At 74.3% G+C, this 26,495-nt stretch carries 21 protein-coding genes; 16 read left to right on the top strand and 5 right to left on the bottom strand.

Annotated features, from left to right (window positions below; all coding sequences use genetic code 11):
* The first annotated feature begins 3 nt into the window (after positions 1 to 3).
* The 5 genes from LUZ64_RS30565 to LUZ64_RS30545 all read left to right on the top strand — a co-directional run bounded on the left by LUZ64_RS30565 (position 4) and on the right by LUZ64_RS30545 (position 6,420).
* The gene (locus LUZ64_RS30565) at positions 4 to 1,668 is read left to right on the top strand and encodes a methionine--tRNA ligase (RefSeq protein WP_095581403.1); all 1,665 of its coding nucleotides are present in this window, start codon (positions 4 to 6) and stop codon (positions 1,666 to 1,668) included.
* A 13-nt stretch (positions 1,669 to 1,681) separates the two neighbouring features.
* A complete protein-coding gene (locus tag LUZ64_RS30560; RefSeq protein ID WP_095581402.1) occupies positions 1,682 to 2,881 on the top strand; it encodes an FAD-dependent oxidoreductase in 1,200 nt (399 codons plus the stop codon).
* Positions 2,878 to 4,299: a DUF4178 domain-containing protein gene (locus LUZ64_RS30555; RefSeq protein WP_095581401.1), complete on the top strand. Its 1,422-nt coding sequence runs from the start codon at positions 2,878 to 2,880 to the stop codon at positions 4,297 to 4,299. Before LUZ64_RS30560 ends, LUZ64_RS30555 begins: the two co-directional genes overlap by 4 nt.
* Positions 4,300 to 4,462: 163 nt before the next feature.
* Positions 4,463 to 5,440: an SIS domain-containing protein gene (locus tag LUZ64_RS30550; protein ID WP_095581400.1), complete on the top strand. Its 978-nt coding sequence runs from the start codon at positions 4,463 to 4,465 to the stop codon at positions 5,438 to 5,440.
* Complete coding sequence (locus LUZ64_RS30545) at positions 5,437 to 6,420, top strand: DMT family transporter (protein WP_143593127.1); 984 nt, start codon at positions 5,437 to 5,439, stop codon at positions 6,418 to 6,420. Before LUZ64_RS30550 ends, LUZ64_RS30545 begins: the two co-directional genes overlap by 4 nt.
* Here the strand turns inward: LUZ64_RS30545 and LUZ64_RS30540 are convergent.
* Both LUZ64_RS30540 and LUZ64_RS30535 read right to left on the bottom strand, forming a co-directional pair.
* Entirely contained in the window at positions 6,403 to 7,137 is a 735-nt protein-coding gene (locus tag LUZ64_RS30540; RefSeq protein ID WP_095581398.1) for a glycerophosphodiester phosphodiesterase, read from the bottom strand. The genes LUZ64_RS30545 and LUZ64_RS30540 overlap by 18 nt on opposite strands.
* Before the next feature lie 270 nt (positions 7,138 to 7,407).
* A complete protein-coding gene (locus LUZ64_RS30535) occupies positions 7,408 to 8,430 on the bottom strand; it encodes an adenosine deaminase (RefSeq protein WP_095581397.1) in 1,023 nt (340 codons plus the stop codon).
* A 106-nt stretch (positions 8,431 to 8,536) separates the two neighbouring features.
* Between LUZ64_RS30535 and LUZ64_RS30530 the strand changes: the two genes are divergently transcribed.
* A complete protein-coding gene (locus tag LUZ64_RS30530) occupies positions 8,537 to 9,415 on the top strand; it encodes a DUF4190 domain-containing protein (RefSeq protein ID WP_095581396.1) in 879 nt (292 codons plus the stop codon).
* A 287-nt stretch (positions 9,416 to 9,702) separates the two neighbouring features.
* Here the strand turns inward: LUZ64_RS30530 and ybiA are convergent, their stop codons facing one another.
* Positions 9,703 to 10,299 (bottom strand): riboflavin biosynthesis intermediates N-glycosidase, encoded by a 597-nt coding sequence (gene ybiA / locus LUZ64_RS30525; RefSeq protein WP_095581395.1) that lies wholly within the window; start codon positions 10,297 to 10,299, stop codon positions 9,703 to 9,705.
* Positions 10,300 to 10,402: 103 nt separating this feature from the next.
* On the opposite strand from ybiA, the gene LUZ64_RS30520 reads away from it, so the two are divergent.
* The 7 genes from LUZ64_RS30520 to LUZ64_RS30490 all read left to right on the top strand — a co-directional run bounded on the left by LUZ64_RS30520 (position 10,403) and on the right by LUZ64_RS30490 (position 17,654).
* A complete protein-coding gene (locus LUZ64_RS30520) occupies positions 10,403 to 10,840 on the top strand; it encodes a DUF4190 domain-containing protein (protein ID WP_095581394.1) in 438 nt (145 codons plus the stop codon).
* Between the two features lie 121 nt (positions 10,841 to 10,961).
* A complete protein-coding gene (locus LUZ64_RS30515; RefSeq protein WP_095581393.1) occupies positions 10,962 to 12,476 on the top strand; it encodes a gamma-aminobutyraldehyde dehydrogenase in 1,515 nt (504 codons plus the stop codon).
* A gap of 138 nt (positions 12,477 to 12,614) precedes the next feature.
* Positions 12,615 to 13,790 (top strand): ABC transporter ATP-binding protein, encoded by a 1,176-nt coding sequence (locus tag LUZ64_RS30510; RefSeq protein WP_095581392.1) that lies wholly within the window; start codon positions 12,615 to 12,617, stop codon positions 13,788 to 13,790.
* Entirely contained in the window at positions 13,790 to 14,716 is a 927-nt protein-coding gene (locus LUZ64_RS30505; RefSeq protein ID WP_095581391.1) for an ABC transporter permease, read from the top strand. The genes LUZ64_RS30510 and LUZ64_RS30505 overlap by 1 nt, the downstream gene beginning before the upstream one ends.
* A complete protein-coding gene (locus tag LUZ64_RS30500; protein ID WP_232389971.1) occupies positions 14,716 to 15,570 on the top strand; it encodes an ABC transporter permease in 855 nt (284 codons plus the stop codon). Before LUZ64_RS30505 ends, LUZ64_RS30500 begins: the two co-directional genes overlap by 1 nt.
* A 4-nt stretch (positions 15,571 to 15,574) precedes the next feature.
* The gene (locus tag LUZ64_RS30495) at positions 15,575 to 16,987 is read left to right on the top strand and encodes an NAD(P)/FAD-dependent oxidoreductase (RefSeq protein ID WP_232389972.1); all 1,413 of its coding nucleotides are present in this window, start codon (positions 15,575 to 15,577) and stop codon (positions 16,985 to 16,987) included.
* 160 nt (positions 16,988 to 17,147) lie between these two features.
* Positions 17,148 to 17,654 carry a hypothetical protein gene (locus LUZ64_RS30490; protein ID WP_095581389.1) on the top strand — a complete coding sequence of 169 codons (507 nt, stop codon included), beginning with the start codon at positions 17,148 to 17,150 and terminating at the stop codon, positions 17,652 to 17,654.
* Here LUZ64_RS30490 and LUZ64_RS30485 read toward each other — a convergent pair.
* Positions 17,623 to 18,501: a phosphatase PAP2 family protein gene (locus LUZ64_RS30485; protein WP_095581388.1), complete on the bottom strand. Its 879-nt coding sequence runs from the start codon at positions 18,499 to 18,501 to the stop codon at positions 17,623 to 17,625. The genes LUZ64_RS30490 and LUZ64_RS30485 overlap by 32 nt on opposite strands.
* A gap of 133 nt (positions 18,502 to 18,634) precedes the next feature.
* Positions 18,635 to 19,993: a 4-aminobutyrate--2-oxoglutarate transaminase gene (gene gabT / locus LUZ64_RS30480; protein ID WP_095581387.1), complete on the bottom strand. Its 1,359-nt coding sequence runs from the start codon at positions 19,991 to 19,993 to the stop codon at positions 18,635 to 18,637.
* A gap of 206 nt (positions 19,994 to 20,199) precedes the next feature.
* Between gabT and LUZ64_RS30475 the strand changes: the two genes are divergently transcribed.
* The 3 genes from LUZ64_RS30475 (at position 20,200) to LUZ64_RS30465 (ending at position 26,364) form a co-directional block, all read left to right on the top strand.
* Positions 20,200 to 22,722 carry an ATP/GTP-binding protein gene (locus LUZ64_RS30475; protein WP_232389973.1) on the top strand — a complete coding sequence of 841 codons (2,523 nt, stop codon included), beginning with the start codon at positions 20,200 to 20,202 and terminating at the stop codon, positions 22,720 to 22,722.
* A 131-nt stretch (positions 22,723 to 22,853) separates the two neighbouring features.
* On the top strand, positions 22,854 to 24,512 hold the full coding sequence (locus LUZ64_RS30470; RefSeq protein WP_095582327.1) for a PucR family transcriptional regulator: 1,659 nt from the start codon (positions 22,854 to 22,856) through the stop codon (positions 24,510 to 24,512).
* A gap of 406 nt (positions 24,513 to 24,918) precedes the next feature.
* On the top strand, positions 24,919 to 26,364 hold the full coding sequence (locus tag LUZ64_RS30465; RefSeq protein WP_095583173.1) for an aldehyde dehydrogenase family protein: 1,446 nt from the start codon (positions 24,919 to 24,921) through the stop codon (positions 26,362 to 26,364).
* Positions 26,365 to 26,495: the final 131 nt, after the last annotated feature.

The following is a 26,495-nucleotide window of genomic DNA, read 5'->3' as shown; positions in this document are numbered from 1 at the left end:
CACATGCTCACGCGCACCCTCGTCACCGCGGCACCACCCACCCCCAACGGCGACCTGCACCTCGGCCACCTCTCCGGCCCCTACTCCGGGGCCGACATCCACACCCGGGCGCTCCGCCTCCAGGGCACGCCGGTCCGCTACCTCACCGGCTCGGACGTCCACCAGAGCTATGTCCCCCTCAAGGCCCGCGCCCTGGGCGAGGACCCCCTCGCGCTCGCCGACCGGTACGCGGACGTCGTCGCCGCCATCTTCGCCTCGGCCGCCTTCGAGGCCGACACCTACGTCCGCCCCCAGCACTCCCGCCTCCACCGGGAAGCCGTACGGGACTTCGTCACCACCCTCCACCGCGCGGGCCGGATCGTGCCCCGCACCGCCGAGGGCCTCCACTGCGCCGCCTGCGACCGCTACCTCTTCGAGGGGCACGTCAGCGGCGGCTGCCCCCGCTGCGGCGCCGACAGCGACGGCAACTCCTGCGAGGAGTGCGCCTGGCCCAACGTCTGCACCGACCTCGTCGACCCCGTCTGCAACACCTGTGGCGCCACACCGGTCACGCGCACCTACGAACGCCTCGTCTTCCCCCTGGGCCAGTACACCGACCGGCTGCGCGCCCTGCACGCCGGCACCGCGATGAGCCCCCAGCTGGAGGAACTCTGCGCCGGTCTGCTGGCCGGCGAGCTCCCCGACATCCCCGTCACCCACCCCACCGACTGGGGGCTGCCCGTCCCCGTGGCCGGCTTCGAGGGCCAGCGCGTCTACGTCTGGGCCGAGATGGTCCCCGGCTACTTCGCCGAACTCCAGGAGGCCCTGCGCGCCGAAGGGGCGGACCCCGCCGGCTGGCGCGAGGAGTGGAACGCCTCCCGGATCGTCCAGTTCTTCGGCTTCGACAACGGCTACTTCCACACCGTCCTCTTCCCGGCCCTGATGATGGCCTACGACGACGGACTGCGCCTGCCGGACGCCTTCGTCACCAACGAGTTCTTCCAGCTGGACGACGCCAAGTTCTCCAAGAGCCGCGGCCACGCCATCTGGGCCGACGCCCTGCTCGCCGAGGTGCCCGGCAGCGTCGTCCGTTTCGCGCTCGCCCACGACCGCCCGGAGACCGCCCGCACCTCCTTCACCTGGGACCGCTTCCGTCGCCTGGCCGACGAGGAACTGGCCGGCGCCTGGCAGGGCTGGCTCGACGGCCTCTTCCGGCGCGTCGCCACCGTCGGCGGCGGCCGGGTCCCCGAGCCCGGCACACCCACCCCCTCCCAGGCCGCCTTCGCCTCCGCCGTCGACGCGCTCGCCGACGCGTGCTTCGCCGCCTTCGCCGCCGAAACGTTTTCCCCGCAACGGGCCACCCGCTGCCTCGGCGAACTCGTCCGCCTCGCCACCGCCTTCGCCGCCGGACAGTCCCGCCTGCTCGCCGCCCGCCCCGCCGACGACCGCGCCCGCACGGCCGTCGCCCTCGAAGCACGCGCGGCCCGCACCCTGGCCGCCTGCGCCCACCCCCTCATGCCGGACTTCGCCCGGCAGCTCTGGCACGCCCTCGGCCTGCCCGACGAGCCCACCCGGGACGCCGCGCGGGCCGAGCTCCCCGGCACCGGGTCCCACCCCGTCGCCCCAGGCCCCCACACCTTCTTCACCCCGCTGCCCGCCGACATCGACACCCGGGTGATGGGCGGATGACCCGGACCCGCGCATGAGCCGCGCACTCGTCATCGGCGCCGGGGTCTTCGGCCTGTCCCTCGCCCGCGAACTCGCGGGCCGGGGCCGTTCCGTCCACCTCGTCGACCCCTGCCCGGCCGGCGCGGGCAGCGGCCCCTCCTACGCCGACACCCGCATCCTGCGCTGCGCCCACGGCCCCGACCGCTTCTACGCCCGCTCCGCCTGGCGGGCCCGGACGCTCTGGCGGGAGCTGGAGGCCGAGACCGGCGAGCGGTTCCTCCACCCCACCGGAGCGCTGCTGCTCGCCACCGGACCCGACACCGGCTGGGAGCGCGCGGGCCTCGACACCCTGCGCGACCTCGGCATCCCCGTGGAACACGTGCCGGCCGCCGCCCTGCCCGGCCGCTTCCCCGGGTTCACCGCCCACGATGTCTCCTTCGCCGTCCACGAACCCGGCGGCGCCGTGCTCGCGGCCCGTACGGCCATGCGCGCCCTCGCCGCCTCCGCCGCGCGGCGCGGCGTCCGCACCACCGTGGGCACCGCCGTGCCCGACGGCGACGGCGCCCGCGTCGACGGCCGGACGTACACCGCCGACCTGGTCGTCTGGGCCGTGGGCCCCGCCCTGCCCACGCTCTTCCCCGGCCTCACCGGGGTCGTCTCCGAACGGCAGGACAGCTACTGGCTCACCGCGCGCGGCCCCTGGGCGACGGGCGGCGGGCCCGCCTGGATCGACCGCTCGGCGGAGATGTACGGCGTGCCGGCGCTCGGCGGCGCGGCCACCGTGAAGATCGTGCCGGACGGCGTGGTGCCGGATGCCGCGCACCTCGTGCCGTACGGCGTCGTGCCGGATCCCGCACGCCTCGTGCCGGACGGTGCCACGGCGGATCCCGCGCGCCTCGACGCCTCCGCGGCCGCCGCCGAACTCCCCGCGCACGCGCGGCGCTACGTCACGACCCGCTTCCCCGCCCTCGCCGAGGCGCCCGTCGAGCGGCGCGAGGAGTGCGCGTATGCCTGGTCGCCCGACGAGCACTTCATCCTCGACCGCCTGCCCGGCACCCGCGCCGGCTGGCTGGTCGGCGGCGACTCCGGACACGGCTTCAAACACGGGCCGGCCTGGGCCCGTCATGTGGCCGACGTCCTCGACGGGACGGCCGAGCCGCTCCCGCGCTTCGCCCTGCGCGGGGCCCCCGCGGCGCCGGGGGCACACCGAGAACCACCGGGAGAACAGTCATGAGCGAGCAGCGACACCCAGACGAGCGGCTGTACGAGGCCGCGTACGAGCCCTCGCACGCAGGCGAAATCGCGGGCGAAACCCGGCGGGAGGACGGGCGGGAGCGGGAATACCCCCGGCACCCCTGGACACCCGTCTGCGCCGCCGTCGCCGACCGGCTGACGCCCGGCGCCGACGTGGCCGTACGGGGCCGGAAGTGGCGGGTCGCCGGCCGGGTGGTGGCCACCGATCACGAGGAGACCTGGCTCGAAGTCCTGCTGGAAGACGGTTCGGAGACGTCCTGGCTGGCCGTCGAGACCCTGGGCGGCGACCCCCGCCTCTCGCTCTGGCGGCGCTCCGAGGCGACCACGGCGGGCTTCGACCTCGCGTCCGCCACGCTGCGCGGCGCGGTCCTGACCGAGACGGCGCGCGGTGCGGCCCGCTATGTGACGGAGGGCCGGTTCGGCCTGGACCTGCCGGCCGCCGGCCGCCTGGTCCACCGTGAGTACGAGGGCCCGGAAGGGCGGGTCGCCGCGGCCCGCTTCAGCCCGGAAGGACCCTGGCTCGTGGGTGTCGGGACACCGTTGGGCGGCGCGGAGGCCCTTGAGGACGGGTCCGGAGAGGACGAAGGGGCCGGAGAGGCCGGCGGGACCGCGGAGCCCGGCGACTGGTGGACCGCCTTCTTCGGCGACATCTACACCGACTCCGACATCGAACAGCAGGACCCGGGCCTCACCCGCGCCATGGTCGACTGCGTCACCGCGCTGGTGCCGCCCGCCACCCACCACCGCCTGCTCGACCTCGCCTGCGGCACCGGCCGCCACGCCGTGCCGCTCGCGGGCGCCGGCTACCGCGTCACCGGGGCCGACCTGTCGGCCGACTATCTCGGTCAGGCGCGCCGCCGCGCCGCGGCCGCCGGGCGCGACGTCGCCTTCGTACGGGCCGACATGCGGGACCTCGGCGCCTTCCCCGACGGCTCCTTCGACGCCGTGACCAACCTCCACACGAGCTTCGGCTTCTTCCACGACGGCGCCGAGGACATGCGCGTCCTCCACGAGGTGCGCCGGGTGCTGGCGCCCGGTGGCCGCTTCCTGCTCGACGTCGTCAACCGGGACGCCTTCCTCCGGCAGACCAGCGAGGTCTTCGGCGTCCCCGAGGACCAGTACGTCATCCGCAACTTCGACAGCTCCACCGGCCGGACGTTCCTCCACGAGGAGGTCTTCGACCCGCTGACCAGCCGCATCCGCTGGACCGTGACCGAGCCCGCCACCGGGCGCTCGTCCACCGCCGACTACCGCGTCTTCAGCGCCCACGAGCTCGTGGGCATGCTGCGGGCCGCCGGGCTCCGTGTGGAGGCGGTGCACGGGGACTACGACCGCTCGCCGTTCACCGTCCACGCGCCCAGCGTCGTCGTCCTCGCCTCGGCCCCACCCGCCCTCTGAAACCCCTGAGTCCGGGAAGTCCCGGAAGTCCCGTGAGCCCCGGAATCCCTCTCAAGGCCGCACACCCCTGACGTCACACCCCCTGACGTCAGACCCTCTGACGTCTCCCTCGGACGTCACGCCCCTGACGTCACCTCACCTCACGATTGGCGATCCGATCACCATGCCGACCGCACTCCACCGCATGATCAACCAGCAGGCCGCCGCCCTCGAGCACGTCGCGGGCCTCGACCTGGCCGAGCGGGCCGCCGTCCTCGCCGCCGCCCGCCGGGTCGTCGTCACCGGCACCGGAACCAGCCAGCACGCCGCCGAGCTCGGTGCCGCGATGCTGGAGCGGGCCGGCCTCGACGCCCGCTGGGTGCCCGCCGTCCAGTGGTCCCGCTGGAGCGCGGGCCACCGGCCCGGTGACGTCCTCCTGGTCATCACCCACACCGCGGAGACCGCCTTCGCGGTCCGCGCGCGGGCCGCGGCCCAGGAGGCCGGGGTGCCCGTCGTCTCCGTCACCGGCACGGGCCGGAGCTGGCCGGAGGCGATCGGGACGGTCGCCCCCGAGGAGTCCGAGACCTACACCGTCAGCTACACCTCCGCGCTGGGCGTCCTCGCCCGCCTCGCCCACCTCGCCGGCGCCCCCGAGGGCTCCGCCGACGACCTCCGCCGCACGGCGGAGCAGGTGCGCGCCGTCTGCGCCGAGCCTGGCGTCGGCCACATCGCCGTCCCCGCGCGCAGCCTCGCGGTCATCGGCTGCGGCCCCTGGGGCGTCACCGCCCGCGAGGGCGCCCTGAAGATCCGCGAGGGGGCCCGGATCCTCGCGGAGGGCTTCGACTCCGACCGCTTCCTGCACGGTTCGGCCGTGCCCTACACCGCCGCCGACGGCCTCGTCGTCCTCGAACCGGCCGCCGACCCCGACGGGCTGACCGCGGCCCTCGCGGACGCCGCCCGGCGCGAGGGCATCGCGACCGCCACCCTGGAGGCGCCCGGCGGTGACCCGCTGCCGCCGCTCCTCGCCCAGATCCCCATGACCGTACGCCTCCAGCTGCTGGCCGACCGCTACGCCGCCCTGCGCGGCCAGGACCCCGACGAGGCCATCGTCGGCGCCTGGGCGGACAGCGCGCTGTGGCGGATGGGTACCCCGGGCCGGTGAACCCTCCGCTGCCCGCGCGCCTCGCCCGGCTCTCGCGCCACCAGGTGGCGCTGGTGTCGGCCGCCCTCTTCTGGGGCGGCTCGGCCACCTTCACCAAGTCCGCGCTGGACGCGGTGCCGCCGCTGACGCTGCTGGTGATCCAGCTGGCGTCGGCGACGGCCGTGCTCTGGGCGGTGCTCCTGATCCGCGGCCCACGGCGCCCACCCGGCCGGAAGTGGGTCGTCCGCCTCGGCCTCCTGGGCCTGCTCGAACCCGCCCTCGCCTACGCGTTCTTCACCTTCGGACTCACCCGCACCACGGCGTCCAACGCCTCCCTGCTCACCGGCCTGGAGTCGTTCTTCGCCATCGGCATGGCCTGTCTCTTCCTGCGCGAGAAGCTCACCGGCCGGGCCTGCGCTGCCCTGGTCCTGGCCCTGGCGGGGGTGGCCACGCTGGAGGGGCTCGGCTCGGGCTTCGCGCCGCACCCGGGGGACGGACTGGTGCTCGCCGGGGTGGTCTGCGCGGCGAGCTACGTCATGCTGGCCGCGCGGACCGCCGAGCACGTGGACGCGCTGACCATGACGGCGTACCAGTTCTCTTCCGGGCTGCTGTTCACCCTGCCGTTCGCGGTGACGCGCTGGGCGTCCGGCGCGGAGTCCCTGCCCACGGACGCCTCGGCCGGGGCCTGGGCCGCGGCCGCGCTGTCCGGAGTCGTCGGCTACGCCGCCAGCTTCCTGCTCTACAACTACGCGATCAAGGCCGTACGGGCCACGACGGCGGCGATGGTCCTCAACCTCATCCCCGTCTTCGGCGTCGCCTGCGCCGTGGTCCTCCTCGGCGAGCGGCTGACGGGCGCGGCACTCGCCGGCGCCGTGCTGATCGTCGGAGCGGTCGTGGTGTTCTCCACGACGGAAGGGGACGCCACGCCGGAGGACGCGGAGAAACCGCTGAGCGGGGACGGTGCCGCCGTCCCCACCGGGAGGTCAGCGGGGCAGCAGTGACCGCAGGGCGTCGATGCGGTTCGTGGTGATCGCGTCGACGCCCGCGGCGAGCAGCCGCCGCATGGTGAAGCGGGTGTCCGCCGTCCACGCGGAGACCAGCATGCCCGCGGCGTGGTCGCGGGCGACCAGCTCCGGGCTCACCAGCCCGAAGCGGTAGTTCATCCAGCGCGGCCGGACCGCGGCGAGCAGCTCCGCGCGGGGCGGCACGAGCGTCGTCCAGGTGAGCGCGATCTCGGCGTCGGGGTCCGCGCGGCGCACGGCGAGCATCGCCGTGGGGCCGCCGCAGTAGTACACCCGCCCGGCCGCGCCGCTCGCGTGGACCTCGGCGACCGCCGCCTCCGTGGCGGCGGGATCGGGAAGGTCGACGAACAGACGTGGCGCCGGAGCCGTCGCCCCGCCGTCCTCGAACAGCGCGAGCGCCTCGCGCAGGGTGGGCACCCCACCACCCGTCAGCTCGTCCAGCTCCCCGGCCGACAGGGAGTCCAGCAGCCGGGTACGGCCCCACAGCCGTTCCAGTGTCGTGTCGTGCAGCAGGACGGGCACGCCGTCCCGCGTCAGCCGGACGTCGGCCTCCACCGCGCCCGCCCCTGCCCGGAGCGCCGAGCCGAGGGAGGCGAGGGTGTTCTCACGGTGTACGTACGGGTCGCCGCGGTGGGCGACGGCGGTGAACTCGGGGGCCGCGGTCGCGGCCGCGCCTGCGCGCGTCGGATAGGACATGGGGCCATTCTCACCGCCGGTCCCCGCCGGGGCCGCGTCAGGACCGGTGGAAGGAGGGGCCGCCGGTCCGCGGGCGGCCCGCCGGGCGGCCCGCCGGGATCCCGGCCGCGCGCTGGCTCGTCCAGGCCGCGCCCCGGCTCGTCCCGGCCGCGCACCGTCCCGGCCCGCGCCGCCCCCGTCGGGCCCTGCCCCGGTCGTGCGCCGCCTCGTTCAGCGCCGCTCCGGCCCGGACCCGGACTCAGCCCCGGACCCGGACGCGCCCCGCACCGCTCAGCCCCGCCAGGCCGCCGTGTACTCGTCGATCTCCGCGCGCAGCGCCCTCTTGCCCGCCTCGTCCATGAAGGACGCCTCGACCGCGTTCTTGGCGAGCTCGGCGACGCCCCGGGCGTCGAGGTCCAGCAGCCGGGCCGCGACCCCGTACTCCCGGTTGAGGTCGGTGCCGAACATCGGCGGGTCGTCGCTGTTGATCGTGACCAGTACGCCCGCGGCCACCATCTCCTTGAGGGGGTGCGCGTCGAGGTCGGTCACGGCCCGGGTGGCGAGGTTGGAGGTCGGGCAGACCTCCAGCGGGATCCGGTGCTCGGCGAGGTGGGCCAGCAGCGCCGGGTCCTGGGTGGCGCTCGTGCCGTGCCCGACGCGCTCCGCGCGCAGCTCGGTCAGCGCGTCCCAGATCGTCTGCGGGCCCGTGGTCTCCCCGGCGTGCGGGACGCTGTGCAGACCGGCGGCGATCGCCCGGTCGAAGTAGGGCTTGAACTGCGGCCGGGGCACACCGATCTCGGGGCCGCCCAGCCCGAAGGAGACCAGGCCCTCCGGCTTGAGCTCGCAGGCGATCCGGGCCGTCTCCTCGGCGGCCTCCAGCCCGGCCTCGCCGGGGATGTCGAAGCACCAGCGCAGCACGACGCCCAGCTCCGCCTCCGCCGCCTTGCGGGCGTCCTCGATCGCCTCGACGAACGCGACGTCGGGGATGCCGCGCCGGGTCGAGCTGTACGGGGTCACGGTCAGCTCGGCGTAGCGGATGTTCTGCCGGGCCATGTCGCGCGCGACCTCGTACGTCAGCAGCCGAACGTCCTGGGCGTCGCGGATCAGGTCGACCACCGAGAGGTAGACCTCGATGAAGTGGGCGAAGTCGCGGAAGGTGAAGAAGTCGGCGAGCGCCTCGGGGTCGGTGGGCACCGGGGAGTCCGGGTGCCGGGCGGCCAGCTCGGCGACGATCCGCGGGGACGCGGAGCCGACGTGGTGGACGTGCAGCTCCGCCTTGGGGAGCCCGGCGATGAACGAGTCGAGAACGGACATGCGCGCCTCCAGGGCTGCTCGGACGACGGGGTGATCATCGTATGCGCGGCGGGTACGGGGGCCGTGCTCAGGCCTTAGCATGACGGAGTACCGACTGGGGAGGGCCATGTCCGAGAGGGCCGACCGCGCCGACGGGGCCGCCACGGCCGACGAGCAGCCCGAGTCGCGGGACCGCGACCCCTGGGCGCCGCCGGAGCGGCGGGTGCCGCTGGACAAACCGACGACCGAGGCGGTGCCCGAGCAGCGGACGGCCGCCGCGCCGGCGCGACCGGGCCACTCGGTGCCGCCGCACGCCGCGGCGCCTCCCGCCCACCGTGCCGGGCCGCCGGTCGCGCCGGTGTCCTCCGCGGTGCCGCCGGTGCCTCCCGCGCCGACGGGTCCCGGGACGCCGAGCGCGTATCCGGGTGGTCCCTACGGGCCGGGCCCGTACGCCCAAGGTGTCCACCCGCAGGACCCTCGGTACCCTCACGCCCCCTACGCCACGACCGGCTACGGCTACCCCGCGGCCCCCGGCGGCCAGGTCCCCTACGGCGCACCGCCCTACGGCGGGCCCGTGCCCTACGGTCAGATCCCGTACCAGCCGGGCTCGTACGGCTACCCCGTGCCGTTCTACGGCGAGGACCCGCGCACCCTGGGTTCGGACAGCGGCTTCGGCATAGCCGCCCTGGTGCTCGGCATCGTCGGCACGGTCATGTCCGTCACGGTGCTCTTCGGGGCGCTGCTCGGCATCCTCGGCGTCGTCTTCGGCGCGATAGGCCGGGCCAAGGTGAAGAGCGGCCGGGCGTTCAACGGCGGTCAGGCGCTGACCGGGCTGATACTCGGGGCGCTGGCGTTCGTGCTGTCGGCGGTGATGCTCTTCGTCTACATCAGCGTGGCGGACGAGGAGGACGGGAACGTGCCGGAGGAGGATCCGGGGGCGACGTACGGGGCGTATGTGTCGGCGCCGTTGTGGCCGGGGGGCGGGGGCGCGGGCGCGGGCCGCTGAGCCCCGCCTGGTGTGCCCGGCGGGCGGCCTTTCCCCGGCCCCGCCCCTTCCTGAAACCGGGGGGCTCCGCCCCGGACCCCGGTCCTCGAACTACCCCGGCTACCGCTGGGGGTGCCCCCAGGAGGCGCCCCCGGACGGGCCGAGTCGTTGCCCGCAACCGGGCGGGAAAGGCGGCCTCGAACGGGAAAAAAATCCAGCCCGGCCGGCGCTCGGGGCCACCGCGCGTCAGCGCGACCGGGGGTCCGGGGGCGCAGCCTCCGGTCACGGGAAGGGGCGGGCAGGGGAAACTAGGCCCCCTCCGCCAGCCGCTGCCGTGCCGCCATCAGCGCGAAGCCCAGCAGGTTCTCGCCGCGCCACCGCTCCGGGTCCCCCGCCCGTTCGTCGTCGGCCGCGAGGCCGATGCCCCATATCCGGTCCAGCGGGCTCGCCTCCACGAGCACCCTCCCGCCCGTGCCCAGCAGGTAGTCGCGGAGCGCCGGGTCCTGCCCGAACTTGTGCACGCTGCCCTCGACGACCAGGTCGAAGCGGTGGGCGCGCCAGCGCTCCTCGTCGAAGCCGCGCACCGTGCGGCCCGCGTCCTTGGCCTGCTTGGGGTGCGTGGCCGCGAGGACCCGGGCCTCCGCCTCGGCGTCGTCGAACAGCCGGGCCTTGCCCGCCATCATCCAGTGTTCGGCCGTGGCGTACGCGGTGCCGTCCACCGTGAACGGTGACGGCCACCACTGGCTGAAACAGCTCGCTCCGATGCCGCCGTCGCGCCTCGGCCGGTGCCCCCAGAAGTAGACGTACTTGACCCGCTCGCCCTGCTCCAGGGCGGCCGTCAGCTCCGCCACCGTGCGAGGCCCGTCCGCGCGGCCCGCCGTCCCGGTCTCCCCATTGATCGTCATCCGGCCATTCTGACAAGCCGGACACCGAGAGTGAACTCAATTACTGACCGTCAAATCTTCCCCATAGCATTGCCCGACGCAGTCCAACGGAGGGGACATCTTTATGTCTGATTACCAGCAGAATCCTTACGGCGCGCCCCAGCAGCCGCAGTCGCCGGGGTACGGCTACCCCACGCAGGGTCAGAACCAGGGTTACCCCGCGCAGGGCGGCTACCCGACCGCGCCCCCGGTCCAGCCCTACCCCGTCGGTTACGCCGCACCGATGCAGCCCAACAACGGCACGGGCACCGCCGGTCTGGTCTGCGGAATCGTCGGCACGGTCTGCAGTCTGCTGGTCTTCCTGTGGTTCTTCGGCCTGGTCCTGGGCATCCTCGGCATCATCTTCGGCGCCGTCGGCCGCTCCAAGGTGACGAAGGGGGAGGCGACCAACCGCCAGGCCGCCACCGCCGGAATCGTGCTCGGCGTCGCGGCCCTCGTGATCCTCATCCTGTGGGTCGCGCTCTTCGCGAGCCTCCTCACCGCCAGTTCCTGGGGGGCGTGACGGTCCGGCCGCTAAGTCACCGAATCCGTCGTGATGACAAAACACCGCGACGGAATCCCTTGTTGCTGACCCTCTCCTCTGCCAAGATCTGCAACCAACGCGATCGGTCGAGGAGTGTGCGATGGCCCAGCGGTTCGATGTGACGGAGCGGTTCGCCGACGGCGCGCAGTACATCGGCGGCCGGTTGCGGGCCGGCACCTCCGGCCGTCGGCACGCGGTCGTCGACCCGGCCACCGGAGCCGAACTCCTCGGCTACGAACCGGCGGGGCCCGCCGACGTCGACGCCGCGGTGACCGCCGCCCGGCGGGCCCTGCCCGGCTGGGCCGGGGCCACCCCCGGCGAGCGCGCCGGCGCGCTGCACCGCTTCGCGGACGTCCTGGCCGAACGGGCCGGGGACCTCGCACGCACCGAGACCGCCCAGTGCGGCAAGCCCATCCGGCTCAGCACCGAGTTCGACGTCCCGGGCACGATCGACAACACCTCCTTCTTCGCGGGCGCCGCCCGGCACCTGGAGGGCCGCTCCGCCGGCGAGTACAGCGCCGACCACACCTCGTACGTCCGCCGCGAGCCGATCGGCGTCGTGGGCTCGATCGCGCCCTGGAACTACCCGCTCCAGATGGCCGCCTGGAAGGTCCTGCCGGCGATCGCCGCCGGCAACACCATCGTCCTCAAACCCTCCGAGCTCACCCCGCTCACCTCCCTGATGTTCGCCCAGGCCGCCTCCGACGCGGGCGTCCCCGACGGTGTGGTGAACGTCGTCAGCGGCGCGGGCGAGGACGCGGGGGAGCACCTCGTCGGCCATCCGTCCGTCGCCATGACCTCCTTCACCGGCTCCACGCCCGTCGGCAGGCGCGTCGCGGAGATCGCCACCCGCACGGTCAAGCGGCTCCACCTCGAACTCGGCGGGAAGGCCCCCTTCCTCGTCTTCGACGACGCCGACCTGGAGGCCGCCGTCCACGGCGCCGTCGCCGGTTCGCTCATCAACGCCGGCCAGGACTGCACCGCCGCGACCCGCGCCTATGTCCAGCGACCCCTCTACGAGGCGTTCGTGGCCGGGGTCGCCGACCTCATGACCACCGTCCGTCCCGGCGACCCCTTCGACCCCGCCACCGACCTCGGCCCCCTCATCTCCCACGCCCACCGCGACCGCGTCGCCGACTTCGTCGACCGCGCCCGCTCCTACGCCACCGTCGTCACCGGCGGCGCGGCCCCCGCCGGCGCGCTCGCCGAGGGCGCCTACTACCTCCCCACCCTCCTCACCGGCGCCCCGCAGGACAGCGAGGCCGTCCAGCGGGAGATCTTCGGCCCCGTCCTGGTCGTGCTGCCCTTCGACGGCGACGACGAGGGCCTGGCGCTCGCCGGCGACACCCCCTACGGCCTGGCCGCCTCCGTCTGGAGCCGGGACGTCTACCGCACCGGCCGCGCCACCAGGGAACTCAGGGCCGGCTGCGTCTGGGTCAACGACCACATCCCGATCGTCAGCGAGATGCCGCACGGCGGCTACCGCGCCTCCGGCTACGGCAAGGACATGTCGGCCTACTCCTTCGAGGAGTACACGCAGGTCAAGCATGTGATGTCCGACAACACCGCGGTCGCCCGGAAGGACTGGCACCGCACCGTCTTCGGTGGGCGCTGAGCACCCCCGCATTAGCGACAATCTTCTGGTCCCCGCCGAACGGGCCACCGGCGCGGCGCCCGACCCCGGACATATGAGAACGTACGCGGCTGTACGTGCCGTACGTGCTCACGCCCCCGACACCCCTGGACCAGACCCATGACAACAACCGCCCCGACCGGCACCCCGAGCAGCGACAGCAGCGGCACGGACGTCCGCCTCACCGGCATCAGCAAGCGCTACGGCGCCTTCACCGCCGTGCACCCGCTCGACCTGGCCGTCCCCGGCGGCTCCTTCTTCGCCCTCCTCGGTGCCTCCGGCTGCGGCAAGACCACCACCCTGCGCATGATCGCCGGCCTGGAGGACCCCAGCACCGGCACCGTCCGGCTCGGCGGCAAGGACGTCACCGGTCTGCCCCCGTACAAGCGGCCCGTCAACACGGTCTTCCAGAGCTACGCGCTCTTCCCGCACCTCGACATCTACGAGAACGTCGCCTTCGGCCTGCGCCGCCGCGGGGTGAAGTCCGTCAAGAAGCAGGTCGGCGACATGCTCGACCTCGTCCAGCTCGGCGACTTCGCCCGCCGCAAGCCCCAGCAGCTCTCCGGCGGCCAGCAGCAGCGCGTCGCCGTCGCCCGCGCCCTGATCAACCACCCCCAGGTGCTCCTCCTCGACGAGCCCCTCGGCGCCCTCGACCTCAAGCTGCGCCGCCAGATGCAACTGGAGCTCAAGCGCATCCAGACCGAGGTCGGCATCACCTTCGTGCACGTCACCCACGACCAGGAGGAGGCCATGACCATGGCCGACACGGTCGCGGTCATGAACGGCGGCCGGGTCGAGCAGATGGGCGCCCCCGCCGACCTCTACGACACCCCCCGTACCACCTTCGTCGCCAACTTCCTGGGCACCTCCAACCTCATCACCGCCGACGTCCTGGACACCTCCGGCGACGACATCGTCCTGCGCGCGGCCGACTCCAAACTCGCCCTGCCCGCGCACCGATGTACCGCCACCGCCCGGACGGGCGAGAAACTCATCGTCGGGATACGGCCCGAGAAGATCACCCTGACCCACGCCGACGACGCGGGCACCATCCCTGACGGCCGCAACCGCGTCCGCGGCCGCATCACCGAGGCCGGGTTCACCGGCGTCTCCACCCAGTACCTCGTCGACGGCCCCGTGGGCACCGGTCTGTCCGTCTACGAGCAGAACATCGAGCGCGACGGCCGCCTCGTCCCCGGCGCCGACGTCGTCCTGCACTGGAACCCGGGCCACAGCTTCGGCCTGGACGCCGCGCAGAGCATCGAGGCCGGCACGGACGCGGGGGAGGGCACCTGATGGCACTGATCGGCACCCAGGAAGAACCCCCCGCCGTCACCCCCGCGCCGGCCGCCGCCGGCCGCCGCGGAAAGCTCACCCCCTACTGGCTGCTGCTCCCCGGCATCCTCTGGCTGCTCGTCTTCTTCGCGGCCCCCCTCGTCTACCAGGCGTCCACGTCCGTGCAGACCGGCTCCCTCGAAGAGGGATTCCGGGTCACCTGGCACCTCGCCACCTACTGGGACGCGCTGACCGAGTACTACCCGCAGTTCCTGCGCTCCGTCGCCTACGCCGCGACCGCCACCGCGCTCTGCCTCGCCCTCGGCTACCCGCTCGCCTACCTCATCGCCTTCCGGGCCGGCCGCTGGCGCCACGTCCTGATGGTCCTCGTCATCGCGCCGTTCTTCACCAGCTTCCTGATCCGCACCCTCGCCTGGAAGACGATCCTGTCCGACGGCGGCCCCGTCGTCTCCGCCCTGGGCGCCCTGCACGTCCTCGACCTCACCGACGCGCTCGGCGTCACCGAGGGACAGCGCGTCCTCGCCACCCCGCTCGCCGTCGTCTGCGGCCTGACCTACAACTTCCTGCCCTTCATGATCCTGCCGCTCTACGGTTCCCTCGAACGCATCGACCCCAGGCTCCACGAGGCGGCCGGAGACCTCTACGCGAGGCCCCTCACCACCTTCCGCAAGGTGACCTTCCCGCTCTCCATGCCCGGTGTCGTGGCCGGCACCCTGCTCACCTTCATCCCGGCCACCGGTGACTACATCAACGCCGAGCTGCTCGGCTCCACCGACCAGAAGATGATCGGCAACGTCATCCAGTCGCAGTTCCTGCGCGTCCTGGACTACCCGACGGCCGCCGCCCTCTCCTTCATCCTCATGGCCGCCATCCTCGCCATGGTCACCCTCTATATCCGCAAGTCCGGAACGGAGGACCTGGTCTGATGGCCGCCCTCACCAAGAAGCCCGCGGGGACGCCCGCGGGGAAGCCCACCAGGGCGCCCGGCAGGACGTCGCGCTGGCTGCGCCGCAACCTCGTCGTCCTCGCGGGCCTGGCCACCCTCGGCTATCTGATCCTGCCCAACGCCGTCGTCACGGTCTTCTCCTTCAACAAGCCCAACGGCCGCTTCAACTACGAGTGGCAGCGCTTCTCCACCGACGCCTGGACCGACCCCTGCGGCGTCGCCGACCTGTGCGGCTCGCTCTCCCTGAGCCTGGAGATCGCCTTCTGGTCCACCGTCGGCGCGACCGTCCTCGGCACGATGATCGCCTTCGCGCTCGCCCGCTACCGCTTCCGCGCCCGTTCCTCGGTGAGCACCCTGCTCTTCCTGCCGATGGCCATGCCCGAGGTCGTCATGGCCGCCTCGCTGGCCACCCTCTTCCTCAACATGGGCGTCACCTTCGGCTTCTGGACCGTGCTGATCGCCCACATCATGTTCTGCCTGAGCTTCGTGGTCACGGCGGTCAAGGCCCGGGTCATGTCCATGGACCCCCGCCTGGAACAGGCCGCCCAGGACCTCTACGCCACCCCGCTCCAGACCTTCCTGCGGGTGACCCTCCCGATCGCCGCCCCCGGCATCGCGGCGGGCGCCCTGCTCGCCTTCGCGCTGTCGTTCGACGACTTCATCATCACGAACTTCAACGCGGGCTCGACTGTGACCTTCCCCATGTTCGTCTGGGGAGCCGCACAACGGGGCACACCCGTTCAAATCAATGTCATCGGAACGGCGATGTTCGGCATCGCCGTGCTGTGCGTCCTCGTCGGTCAGCTGGTCGGCGGGCGCCGTAAAAGGAGCTGAGACCATGGCCGCTCGTGCCATGAACCCTGCCAAATCACTCTCCGACGCCGCACCCCGGCCCTACTGGCTCGACGACCCCGGCCGCCCGGCGGCCCTCCCCGCCCTCGTCGGCGACGAGCGGTGCGAACTGCTCGTCGTCGGCGGCGGCTACTCCGGACTGTGGACCGCGCTCCTGGCCAAGGAGCGCGACCCCGCCCGCGACGTCGTCCTCATCGAGGCCCAGGAGACCGGCTGGGCCGCCTCCGGCCGCAACGGAGGCTTCTGCTCCTCCTCCCTCACCCACGGCTGGGCCAACGGCCTGTCCCGCTGGCCCCAGGAGCTGGCCGCCCTGGAGCGGCTCGGCCGCCGCAACCTCGACGCGATCGAGGCCACCGTGGCCCGACACGGCATCGACTGCGGCTTCGAGCGCACCGGCGAGATCGACATCGCCACCGCCCCGCACCAGGTCGCCGAGCTGCGCGAGGCCGCCGACGAGGTGGCCGGGCTCGGCCTCCCCGACTACGAGTACCTCGACCAGGACGCCCTGCGCGCCGAGGTCGACTCCCCGACCTTCCTCGCCGGACTCTGGGACCGCACCGGCGTCGCCATGCTGCACCCCGCCCGGCTCGCCTGGGGCCTCAAGCGGGCCTGCCTCGACCTCGGCGTGCGGATCTACGAGCACACGCCCGGCACCGAACTGTCCGCACAGGGCCCGGGCGTCGCCGTCCGCACCCCCTACGGGCGGATCTTCGCCCGGCACGCCGCGCTCGGCACCAACGCCTTCCCCTCGCTGGTCAAGCGCGTACGCCCGTACATCGCCCCGGTCTACGACTACGCCCTGATGACCGAGCCGCTCAGCCCCGAGCAGCGCGACGCCGTCGGCTGGCGGCGCCGGCAGGGGCTCGGCGACGCCGCCAACCACTTCCACTACTTCCGGATCACGCCCGACCACCGCATCCTGTGGGGCGGATACGACATCGTCCACCACTACGGCGGCGGCGTCCGGTCCGAGTACGACCACCACCCGGCGACCTACCGCAAGCTCGCCGAGCACTTCTTCCACTGCTTCCCCCAGTTGGAGGGCCTGCGCTTCACCCACAACTGGGGCGGCGCCATCGACACCTGCTCCCGGTTCTCGGCCTTCTTCGGCACCGCGCACGGCGGGCGCGTCGCCTACGCGCTCGGCTACACCGGCCTCGGCGTCGGAGCCAGCCGCTTCGGCGCGGACGTCATGCTCGACCTGCTCGCCGGGGAGCGCACCGAGCGGACCGAGCTGGACATGGTGCGCAGCAGGCCGCTGCCGTTCCCGCCCGAGCCCGTGCGGTCCATGGGCATCGGCATCACCCAGTGGTCGATGACCCGCGCCGACGAGAACGGCGGCCGCCGCAACCTCTGGCTCAAGGCCATGGACAAGGTCGGGCTCGGCTTCGACAGCTGACGCCCGGCGGTGTGCCACGGCCGACGGGCCGTGAGCGCGCCCCCGCGCCCCCGCCACACCTACGCACGCCCCCAGTGCCGGGAACCCGCGTAATGATCCGCCGCCCGCGGCCTCTCATCCGTGAACGCAGAACGAGCGCACACGGAACGGAGGAACGCACATGAATGGCGATACCGGGAACCACGCGAGGAGGAGCGCGGTGGAGTGGCTGGCGTCGGCGGCACCCGACCCCGGAACGTGCCGGTGGGAGTGGGAGCGCAACCCCCTCGGGGTGGCGCTCCTGCCCGCGGGCCGGGTCTGGGACGTCCTCGTCCTCTCCAGCGGCCTCGGCTATCCGACCCTGGACGTGCTGAGCCGGTGCACCGACCGGCTGGGCCCGGTCCTCGCCGACTTCGGCGACAGCCGCATGGGGTTCTTCGTGCCGCCGGGCACCGCGGCGGGCTGGCTCGCCACCGGCGTCCGGGGCGCGGGCCTCGGCAGCTGGGTGGTGGTGCCGCACCCCGGCCGGCACACCTCCGGGGTCCGCTGGGTCGTGCCGCCCGACGGTACGGGGACGCTGACGGACCCGGCGGCGCTGGAGCTGGCGATGCACGAGGCGGCCGCGAACCTCGCCGGCGCGGACCGCCCCGGGGACTTCACGGTCCGGGAGGCGGATCCGCCCGGGTGACGCGGGCGACCGCGAGGGCCAGGGCCCACAGCACCACGCCGGACAGGCACCAGGCGCCCATGACGTCCAGCGGCCAGTGGTATCCGCACCGCACCAGGCCGATGCCCACACCGGCGTTGAGCAGTACGTACGCGCAGAGGGCCAGGACACGCGGGCGGCGGCCGGGGCGGCAGGCGGTCAGGACGAGCAGCGTCGCGGCGCCGTAGGCGACGGCGGCCGTGGCGGTGTGCCCGGAGGGGAAGAAGCCGTCGTGCGCGCCGGAGGCCGCCGTCTCGGGCGGCCCCGGGCGGCCGACCCAGGACTTGAGGGGGACGACCAGGGCCGGCACGGCGGCCATCGCGAGGGCGGCTCCGAGCGCCGGCGCCCACCACCGGCGGACGCGGCGGGCCCGCGCCGTGGTGACCGCGGACACGGCGATCGCCGCCAGCAATACGGGCAGGGCGACCGTGACGTTGCCGAGGTCGGAGAGGAAGCGGGCGAGGCCGCCGGGGAAGCCGGAGCCCGCGACCGTACGGCCGAGCCGCTCGTCGAGGGCGCGCAGCGGGCCGTGGGCGGCGGTCTGCCAGGTGAGGAGGGCGAGGAGCAGGACGCACAGCGCCGGGAAGAGCCCGCGACGGGGCCGGGTCCATGCCGGCGGCCCCGGAACAGGGGGGGTGGTTCCGGGGCCGCCGTGGGGACCGGGGTGCCGCGCGCCCCGGGGGGTATGGGGCGAGCGGCCATCCGATCGGTGAGGATGTCCGGAGCCGGAGGCTCCAGTGGTGTGCGCGAAGGCACGGCCGGACCGGAGCTGGGGACGCGCCGGCGCGGCGGTGTCCGCAGTCGCCTGCGGACGGGGTGTTGCGTTCATCTGAAGAAACCGTACGGCAGGTCGAGCGCCCCGAACAGCCGGATCACTCGTCCACCACCCGCCCCGCACAGGTTCTTCACTCCGCGCATCCCTTACCTGCGGTAACCGATACCCGGGGTTACGGCGAAAGGGGTCACAGCCGGGCGAACGCGGCCTCGATGATGTCCAGGCCCTCGTTCAGCAGGTCCTCGCCGATGACCAGCGGCGGCAGGAAGCGCAGCACGTTGCCGTAGGTGCCGCAGGTGAGGACGAGCAGACCCTCCGCGTGGCAGGCCTTGGCGAGCGCGCCGGCGGCGGCCGCGTTCGGGGTCTTGGTGCCCGGCTCGACCAGCTCGATCGCGATCATCGCGCCACGACCGCGGATGTCACCGATGATCGCGCCGTTGTCCAGCTTGGCCTGCATCTCGGCGAGGCGGCCCTTCATGACCTCCTCGATGCGCTTCGCCTTGGCGTTGAGGTCCATCTCGCGCATGGTCTCGATGGAGCCGAGCGCCGCGGCGCACGCCACCGGGTTACCGCCGTAGGTGCCGCCGAGGCCACCCGCGTGCGGGGCGTCCATGATCTCCGCGCGGCCCGTGACGGCGGCGAGCGGCAGACCGCCCGCGATGCCCTTGGCCGTCGTGATCAGGTCCGGGACGATGCCCTCGTCCTCGCACGCGAACCACTGGCCCGTACGGCAGAAGCCGGACTGGATCTCGTCGGCGACGAAGACGATGCCGTTGTCCTTCGCGAACTGCGCGATGGCGGGCAGGAAGCCCTTGGCCGGCTCGATGAAGCCGCCCTCGCCGAGCACCGGCTCGATGATGATCGCGGCGACGTTCTCCGCGCCGATCTGCTTGGTGATCTGGTCGATGGCCTGGGCGGACGCCTCGGCGCCACAGTTCTCCGGACCGGTCGGCCAGCGGTAGCCGTAGGCCACCGGCACCCGGTAGACCTCGGGCGCGAACGGCCCGAAGCCCTGCTTGTACGGCATGTTCTTCGCCGTCAGCGCCATCGTCAGGTTGGTGCGGCCGTGGTAGCCGTGGTCGAAGACGACGACGGCCTGGCGCTTGGTGTACGCGCGGGCGATCTTGACGGCGTTCTCGACGGCCTCGGCGCCCGAGTTGAAGAGCGCGGACTTCTTGGCGTGGTCGCCCGGGGTCAGCTCGGCGAGCTGCTCACAGACCTCCACGTAGCCCTCGTACGGGGTCACCATGAAACAGGTGTGGGTGAAGTCGGCGAGCTGCGCGGACGCGCGGCGCACGACGGCCTCCGCGCTGGAGCCCACCGAGGTCACGGCGATGCCCGAGCCGAAGTCGATGAGGGAGTTGCCGTCGATGTCCTCGATCACGCCGCCGCCGGCGCGCGCGGTGAACACCGGGAGCGTCGAGCCCACGCCCGCCGCGACCGTCGCCGTCCGGCGGGCCTGAAGCTCAAGCGACTTGGGGCCGGGGATCGCCGTGACGATGCGGCGCTCCTGGGGGAGGGACGGGCCTCCGGTCAGTTCGGTCATGAGTGGGCTCCAGGGGGGAACGGTGCGGCATTCGGACTTTTAGTCGCAGGCTAGGGGCGAAATCACGCCCCCGGCATGTTCCGGAAGGGAGAAGTGCGCGTGCCGCCTTGTCCGTACCGGACATGGCGGGGCTCCCGCCACTACATTGAGCGGCGGCGCGCAGGCGTGGCGCCGACGACCGCGGCTGGTGGGGGCAAGGGGCAGCGATGGACGCAGAGGGCACGTACGACGCACCCGGGACATGGGGTGCGGGGGGACAGGGGGGACCGCCGGGCCACGGGGCCGTGCCCCCCCGCCCCGCCGAACCGCCGCGGTTCGTCGCACCCCCCGTACCGGCGGCCGCCCCACCCGCGGCTCCGGCCCGCGACGGCGGCCGGGAAGCGCCCTTCGTCACCTGGCTGCGCACCCCCCGCCCCGCCACCCGGCCGGGCGTCTGGGCCTTCGGCCACCGGCCCCGGACGCCCGAGGACCACAGCCGGGTGCCGACCCGGCAGCTGCTGGTCGGCGCCATGATCGCGTTCCTGTGCGGCTGGCTCCTGTGGTCCCTGCTGTGGCACGGCTACCTCGGGCCGTACTGGCGCTGGCCGCTGCGCGCCATGTTCCTCGACGTGTGGCCCGAAGGCACCCAGGAGTGGCTCGCGGCCTCGTACATCTACTACGCCCTCTGCGTGGGCGCCCTCGCGGTCGGCTTCGGCCGGATCGGCCGGTGGCCGGAGCTCTGGCGCCGCTACGGCGCGCCCTTGTGGGACCGGCTCTGGCGCCCGGCCCCCGCCTTCCTCCGCCCGCCCGAGCCGGAACGCCTCCCGGCACCCGTGCTGGTCCGCCGCGGCGCCCTGGCCGCGGCCGGCGCCGTGACCGTGTGGACGCTGTGCTGGAACGGCGCGTTCGGCGGGGTGTGGCTGTGGCCGCTCTTCCACCTGACCCCGGAGTCCTGGCAGGGGCAGATCCCCGAGTCGTTCTACGCCACCTACACCTACTACGTCCTCTTCGCCGGCTTCCTCCTCGCCGTGGCCGGCCGCGTCGGCTGCTGGCCGGAGCTCCGGCGCCGCTACGGACCGGCCGGCCGCGCCGCCGCCGAGCGGCCCGGCCCCGTACCGCCCGGTGCCCCGGACGCCCCCGGGCCCCTGGGAACAGGCGCCCCCGAGCCGCAGGGCGACCCCGCCGACTGGCCCCAGCTGCGCGCCGCCGGAGCCCACGACGCCGCCGAACGGCTGGCGGCCGAGGCACACGCCGGCGCCATGAACGACGTCGACCACTCCCGCATCGAGCGCGCCTGGCAGTCGGTGCACACCCGGCCGGGCCGGCTGGCCGCGTTCACCGAGACCGTGCTGCGCCACGGCGCCGCCGCCTGCGCGCACCCCTCCGGCGCCCGCGACCTGCCCGTCCGCGTCGCCCGGCACGACCTCGTCACCCGCCAGGTGCGGATCGGCACCGCCGCCGACGACGACCGCAACCCCCACGAGCACCGCGGCGCGGGCTGCGCCCTCGACCCCGGGCTGCTCGGCACCTCCCTGCTGGCCGTCGGGCCGCCCGGCTCCGGGAAGACGGACCGCCTGGTGCGGCCCGTGCTGGAGTCGCTCTGCCTCCAGGCGCTCGCCGGCCGCACGGCCGTCGTCGCCGTCGGCGCGGCGGGGGAGGGGCTCGCCCCGGACGAGGCGTTCGACATCGTGGTGAAGATCGGACGCCCGGACTCCGCCTACGACCTGGACCTGTACGGCGGCACGGAGGACCCCGACGAGGCCGCCGCCGTCCTCGCCGAGGGCCTCATCGGCGACGTCGCCGCCGGCCTGCCCGGGGAGGGCTCCCGGCGGGCCGCGATGGCGCTGGCCCAGATCCTCGGCCCGTACCACGCGGTCCACGGACGCTTCCCGTCCGTGCCGGAGCTTCGGGAGCTCCTCGACGGCTCGGCCGAGGCCGTCGCCGCGCTGCGCGCCGGGCTCGCCGCCGGCGGCCACGACGCGCTCGCCCGGGAGCTCGACGCGCGCGAACGGCAGGCGCACCGCCCCGGCGACGCGGGCCCCCTCCTCGCCGACCGGCTCGCGCTCCTCGACCGGCCCGCCTTCGCCCGCTTCTTCGACACCACCCGGCCCGGCCGCACCTTCTCCCTCCGCACCCTCGAACACCCGCTGCGCGTCCGCATCGACCTGCCCGAGCGCGGCCACGCCGAGGCGTCCCGGATGCTCGCCCGGCTCGTCCTCGCCCAGTTCACCGAGTCCACCGTCGCCCGCGCCGACCGCTCGCTCTTCGCCTGCCTCGTCCTCGACGACGCCACCCACGCCGTCACGCCCGAGGCCGTCCGCGGCCTCGGCCGGCTGCGCTCGGCCAACGCCGGGGCCGTCCTCACCCTGCGCACGCTCGACGACGTGCCGGAGTCGCTGCGCAGCGCCCTGCTCGGCTCCGTCGGCTGCCGGATGGCGTTCTCCGGTGTCACCACCTGGGACGGCGCCCGCTTCGCGGAGGTCTGGGGCAAGGAGTGGGTGGAGGCCCGTGACATCACCGATCGCCAGGTCATCGCCCATGAACCGCTGACCCGGGCCACGCACCTGCTCCGCCGCGCCGTCACCGGCCGGGCCGTCACCGCCCAGTCCGTGACCGTCCGCAAGGTCGAGCGGGAGCGCTGGTCCGCCTCGGAGCTGGCCCACATGGTGCCCCCCGGGCACGCCGTGCTGTCCGTGACGTCCGTGCGCGGCGCGAGCGCGCCGCCGGTGCTGGTCGACCTGATGCGCTGACGGCCCCGCCCGGCTCCTCGGGGCCGGGCCGTCAGGGCGCGTTCGCGTGCCCGGTGAATCCTCCACTGAGGCAGAATCGGGAGCAGCCGTTCATACGGGACGGCGCAGTCGTCGGCCCTCCCGAAGGTGTCATGCCTCCTACGCTCGCCTCCCTCGTCCACCACTCCGCGCTCAAGCTCGCCGTGCTCGCGGGGGAGGACCGGCTGGACACCCCCGTCCGCTGGGCGCACGTCAGCGAGCTGGCCGACCCCGTGCCGTGGATGGACGGCGGGGAACTCCTGCTGATCACCGCGATGAAGATCGACGCGGAGGACCGGCAGGAGATGCGCCGGTACGTGCGCCGGCTGGTCCGCGCCGGTGTCGTGGGGCTCGGGTTCGCCGTCGGCGTCAACTACGAGCAGGTGCCCGAGGCGCTGATCGAGGCCGCCGCGGCGGAGGGGCTGCCGCTGCTGGAGGTGCCGCGCCGCACACCGTTCCTCGCCATCAGCAAGGCCGTGTCGGCCGCCATCGCCGCCGACCAGTACCGCGCGGTCACCGCGGGCTTCGAGGCCCAGCGCGAACTGACCCGGGCGGCCGTCGGCGCCGAGGGCCCGGCCGCGCTGCTGGCCCGGCTCGCCGCGCACCTGGACGGCTGGGCCGCGCTCTACGACGCGTCCGGCGCCGTCGTCGCGGCCGCCCCGGACTGGGCGGCCCGCCGCGCCGCCCGGCTGGGCCGGGACGTCGAGCGGCTCCGCGAGCGCCCCGCGCCCGCGACCGCCGTCCTGGGCAGCGACCCCGCCGAGGAGGGCGCGGACCGCGTCGAGCTCCAGTCCCTCGGCTCCGGCCGCCGGGCCAGGGGCGTCCTCGCCGTCGGTACGGCCGCCCCCCTGGGCACCGCCGAGCGCTACGCCGTCCAGTCGGCGATCGCCCTCCTCACCCTCACCACCGAGCGCTCCCGCGCCCTCCAGGACGCCGAGCAGCGCCTCGGCGCGGCGGTGCTGCGGATGCTGCTGGCCGGCGAGCCGGACCACGCGCGGGCCGTCGCCGGCGACCTCTACGGCGGACTGCTGGACGCGCCGTTCCGCGTGCTGGTCGCCGAGGCCGTGACCGAGCCGCCCGCCGCCGAGGAGACCGCCGAGCCGGCGGGCGAGGCCGCGCCGCCCCCGGCCGACCCGCTGGGCCTCCTCGCGGACGCGGTCGAGACGGCCGCGGGCCGGGTGGCCGAGGCGGTGCTGACCGTGCCGGACGGCGAGCGGCTCATCGTCCTCGCGCCCGACGGCGGCGCGGCGGTCGCGGCCTGCGCGGAGCACGCGCGCGGGATAGAGGCCCGCCGGGGGACCAAGTCCCGGCCGCGGGACCGCAGCGCGGCGGCGCCCCCCTGCGACCTCGTCGTCGGTCTGTCGGCCCCCGCCGGGCCGATCGCCGCCGCGGCCGCCTACCGGCAGGCCGAACAGGCCCTGTCGGTGGCCCGCCGCCGCGGCCGCGTCCTCGTGGAGCACGAGGAGCTCGCCGCCGGGTCGGTGCTCCCCCTCCTCGCCGACGACGCGGTCCGCGCCTTCGCCGACGGCCTGCTGCGCGCCCTGTACGAGCACGACGCCACGGGCCGCGGCGACCTGGTCGCCTCCCTCCGGGCCTGGCTCTCCCGCCACGGCCAGTGGGACGCGGCGGCGGCGGACCTGGGCGTCCACCGCCATACGCTGCGCTACCGGATGCGGAGGGTGGAGGAGATCCTGGGCCGGTCGCTGGACGACCCGGATGCGCGGATGGAGCTGTGGCTGGCCTTGAAGACGACATCGGGGCAGCAGCAGTAGGGGCTTCGCCCCGGCCCCGCTCCCTTCCGCCGCGCTGGATGTGTGGCTCCGCCGCGTGGCGGGGCTCCGCCCCGGACCCCGGTCCTCAAACGCCGGACGGACTGAGTTGCCGCCCGGAACCGGGCCGGAAAGGCGGGCCTCGGGCAGGGGCGAAATCCAGCCCGGCTGGGGGCACCTCCCAGCGGTAGCCGGGGGAGTTCGAGGCCACCGCGCGGAGCGCCGAAGGGGGCCCGGGGCGGAGCCCCGGTATCGGGAAGGGGCGGGGCGGGGAAAAAAACCCAATCCCACCCCGCCATTGCGGCGCGCCCACCCCCACCCGTACTCCATCCCGGACAACGGCCCCCGAGACCCGCCCCCTCTACGGTGAGGGAGCCGTAATCACCCACACCTCCCGGGAGGGAAAACCGTGACTGCTCCCCACGCGTTCTGGCTGGCCGGCCGCGAGGCCACCGGCGAGGAGACCTTCGACGTCACGAACTCCTGGGACGGCCGTCTCGTCGGCACCGTGAGCGTGCCCACCGAGGCGCAGGTCGAGGAGGCCGTCGCCGCCGCGCACGCCGTCCGTGACGAGTTCGCCGCCACGCCCGCGCACGTCCGCACCGCCGCCCTCGACCATGTCGCCGCACGGCTCACCGAGCGCACCGAGGAGATCGCCCAGCTGATCTCCGCCGAGAACGGCAAGCCCATCAAGTGGGCGCGCGGTGAGGTCGGCCGCGCCGTCTCCGTCTTCCGCTGGGCCGCCGAGGAGGCCCGCCGGTTCAACGCCGGCGACGCCCAGCGCCTGGACACCGACGCCGGCGGCACCGGCCGCCTCGCCCTGACGCGCCGCTTCCCGCGCGGCACCGTCCTCGGCATCGCGCCCTTCAACTTCCCGCTCAACCTGAGCGCGCACAAGGTCGCCCCGGCCATCGCCGTCGGCGCCCCGATCATCCTCAAGCCCGCGCCGGCGACGCCGATCTCCTCCCTGGTCCTGGGCGAGATCCTCGCCGAGACCGACCTGCCGGCCGGTTCCTGGAGCGTGCTGCCGGTCCCGAACGACCGGATGCCCGCCCTGGTCCAGGACGAGCGCCTGCCGGTCATCTCCTTCACCGGCTCCGGCCCCGTCGGCTGGTCGATCCTCGACTCCGCGCCGCGCAAGCACGTCACCCTGGAGCTCGGCGGCAACGGCGCGGCCGTCGTCCTCGCCGACTGGTCCTCCGAGGAAGACCTCGACTGGGCGGCACAGCGCATCGCCACCTTCTCCAACTACCAGGGCGGCCAGTCCTGCATCTCCGTGCAGCGCGTCATCGCCGACGCCTCGCTGTACGAGCGCCTGGTCCCGAAGGTCGTCGCGGCCGTCGAGGCGCAGGTCACCGGTGACCCGTCCGACGCGGCCACCGACGTCGGCCCGCTGGTCAGCGAGGACGCCGCCAAGCGCGTCGAGTCCTGGGTTGACGAGGCGGTCGCCGCCGGTGCCACGCTGCTCGCGGGCGGCAAGCGCGACGGCGCCACCTACGCCCCGACCGTCCTCGCGGACGTCCCGGCCGGCGTGACCATCGCGTGCGAGGAGGTCTTCGGACCGGTCCTCACCCTCTCCCGCGTGGACGGCGAGGCGGCCGCCTTCGCCGCCGTCAACGACTCGCCTTACGGTCTCCAGGCCGGCGTCTTCACGCACGACCTCCAGACGGCCTTCCGCGCCCACCGCGCGCTGGAGACCGGCGGCGTGATCATCGGCGATGTGCCCTCCTACCGCGCCGACCAGATGCCTTACGGCGGTGCCAAGCAGTCCGGCGTCGGCCGCGAGGGCGTCCGCTACGCGATGGACGACTACACCTACGAGCGGGTGCTGGTCCTGACGGGCCTGGCCCTCTGACCCTGTAGGAGCCCGCGCCGGACGGCACGGGAGCATGAGCAGGACGGCCGGTTCGGCACCCCGGGTGGGTGCCGAACCGGCCGTCCGCGTTTCCCGCGGCACCTTCGGGACGTGGCCCGATCCTTGCGCTA

The sequence above is a fragment of the Streptomyces albireticuli genome (genome assembly GCF_021228125.1).
Lineage (GTDB): Bacteria > Actinomycetota > Actinomycetes > Streptomycetales > Streptomycetaceae > Streptomyces > Streptomyces albireticuli.
Note: the sequence above shows the minus strand (reverse complement) of the source record. Positions and strands in the feature narration are given on the sequence as shown.

Coding starts and splice junctions, on each gene's coding strand:
- LUZ64_RS30565 (WP_095581403.1), top strand. CDS start 4: ATGCTCACGCGCACCCTCGTCACCGCGGCACCACCCACCCCCAACGGC.
- LUZ64_RS30560 (WP_095581402.1), top strand. CDS start 1,682: ATGAGCCGCGCACTCGTCATCGGCGCCGGGGTCTTCGGCCTGTCCCTC.
- LUZ64_RS30555 (WP_095581401.1), top strand. CDS start 2,878: ATGAGCGAGCAGCGACACCCAGACGAGCGGCTGTACGAGGCCGCGTAC.
- LUZ64_RS30550 (WP_095581400.1), top strand. CDS start 4,463: ATGCCGACCGCACTCCACCGCATGATCAACCAGCAGGCCGCCGCCCTC.
- LUZ64_RS30540 (WP_095581398.1), bottom strand. CDS start 7,137: ATGTCCTATCCGACGCGCGCAGGCGCGGCCGCGACCGCGGCCCCCGAG.
- LUZ64_RS30535 (WP_095581397.1), bottom strand. CDS start 8,430: ATGTCCGTTCTCGACTCGTTCATCGCCGGGCTCCCCAAGGCGGAGCTG.
- LUZ64_RS30530 (WP_095581396.1), top strand. CDS start 8,537: ATGTCCGAGAGGGCCGACCGCGCCGACGGGGCCGCCACGGCCGACGAG.
- ybiA (WP_095581395.1), bottom strand. CDS start 10,299: ATGACGATCAATGGGGAGACCGGGACGGCGGGCCGCGCGGACGGGCCT.
- LUZ64_RS30520 (WP_095581394.1), top strand. CDS start 10,403: ATGTCTGATTACCAGCAGAATCCTTACGGCGCGCCCCAGCAGCCGCAG.
- LUZ64_RS30515 (WP_095581393.1), top strand. CDS start 10,962: ATGGCCCAGCGGTTCGATGTGACGGAGCGGTTCGCCGACGGCGCGCAG.
- LUZ64_RS30510 (WP_095581392.1), top strand. CDS start 12,615: ATGACAACAACCGCCCCGACCGGCACCCCGAGCAGCGACAGCAGCGGC.
- LUZ64_RS30505 (WP_095581391.1), top strand. CDS start 13,790: ATGGCACTGATCGGCACCCAGGAAGAACCCCCCGCCGTCACCCCCGCG.
- LUZ64_RS30500 (WP_232389971.1), top strand. CDS start 14,716: ATGGCCGCCCTCACCAAGAAGCCCGCGGGGACGCCCGCGGGGAAGCCC.
- LUZ64_RS30495 (WP_232389972.1), top strand. CDS start 15,575: ATGGCCGCTCGTGCCATGAACCCTGCCAAATCACTCTCCGACGCCGCA.
- LUZ64_RS30490 (WP_095581389.1), top strand. CDS start 17,148: ATGAATGGCGATACCGGGAACCACGCGAGGAGGAGCGCGGTGGAGTGG.
- LUZ64_RS30485 (WP_095581388.1), bottom strand. CDS start 18,501: ATGAACGCAACACCCCGTCCGCAGGCGACTGCGGACACCGCCGCGCCG.
- gabT (WP_095581387.1), bottom strand. CDS start 19,993: ATGACCGAACTGACCGGAGGCCCGTCCCTCCCCCAGGAGCGCCGCATC.
- LUZ64_RS30475 (WP_232389973.1), top strand. CDS start 20,200: ATGGACGCAGAGGGCACGTACGACGCACCCGGGACATGGGGTGCGGGG.
- LUZ64_RS30470 (WP_095582327.1), top strand. CDS start 22,854: ATGCCTCCTACGCTCGCCTCCCTCGTCCACCACTCCGCGCTCAAGCTC.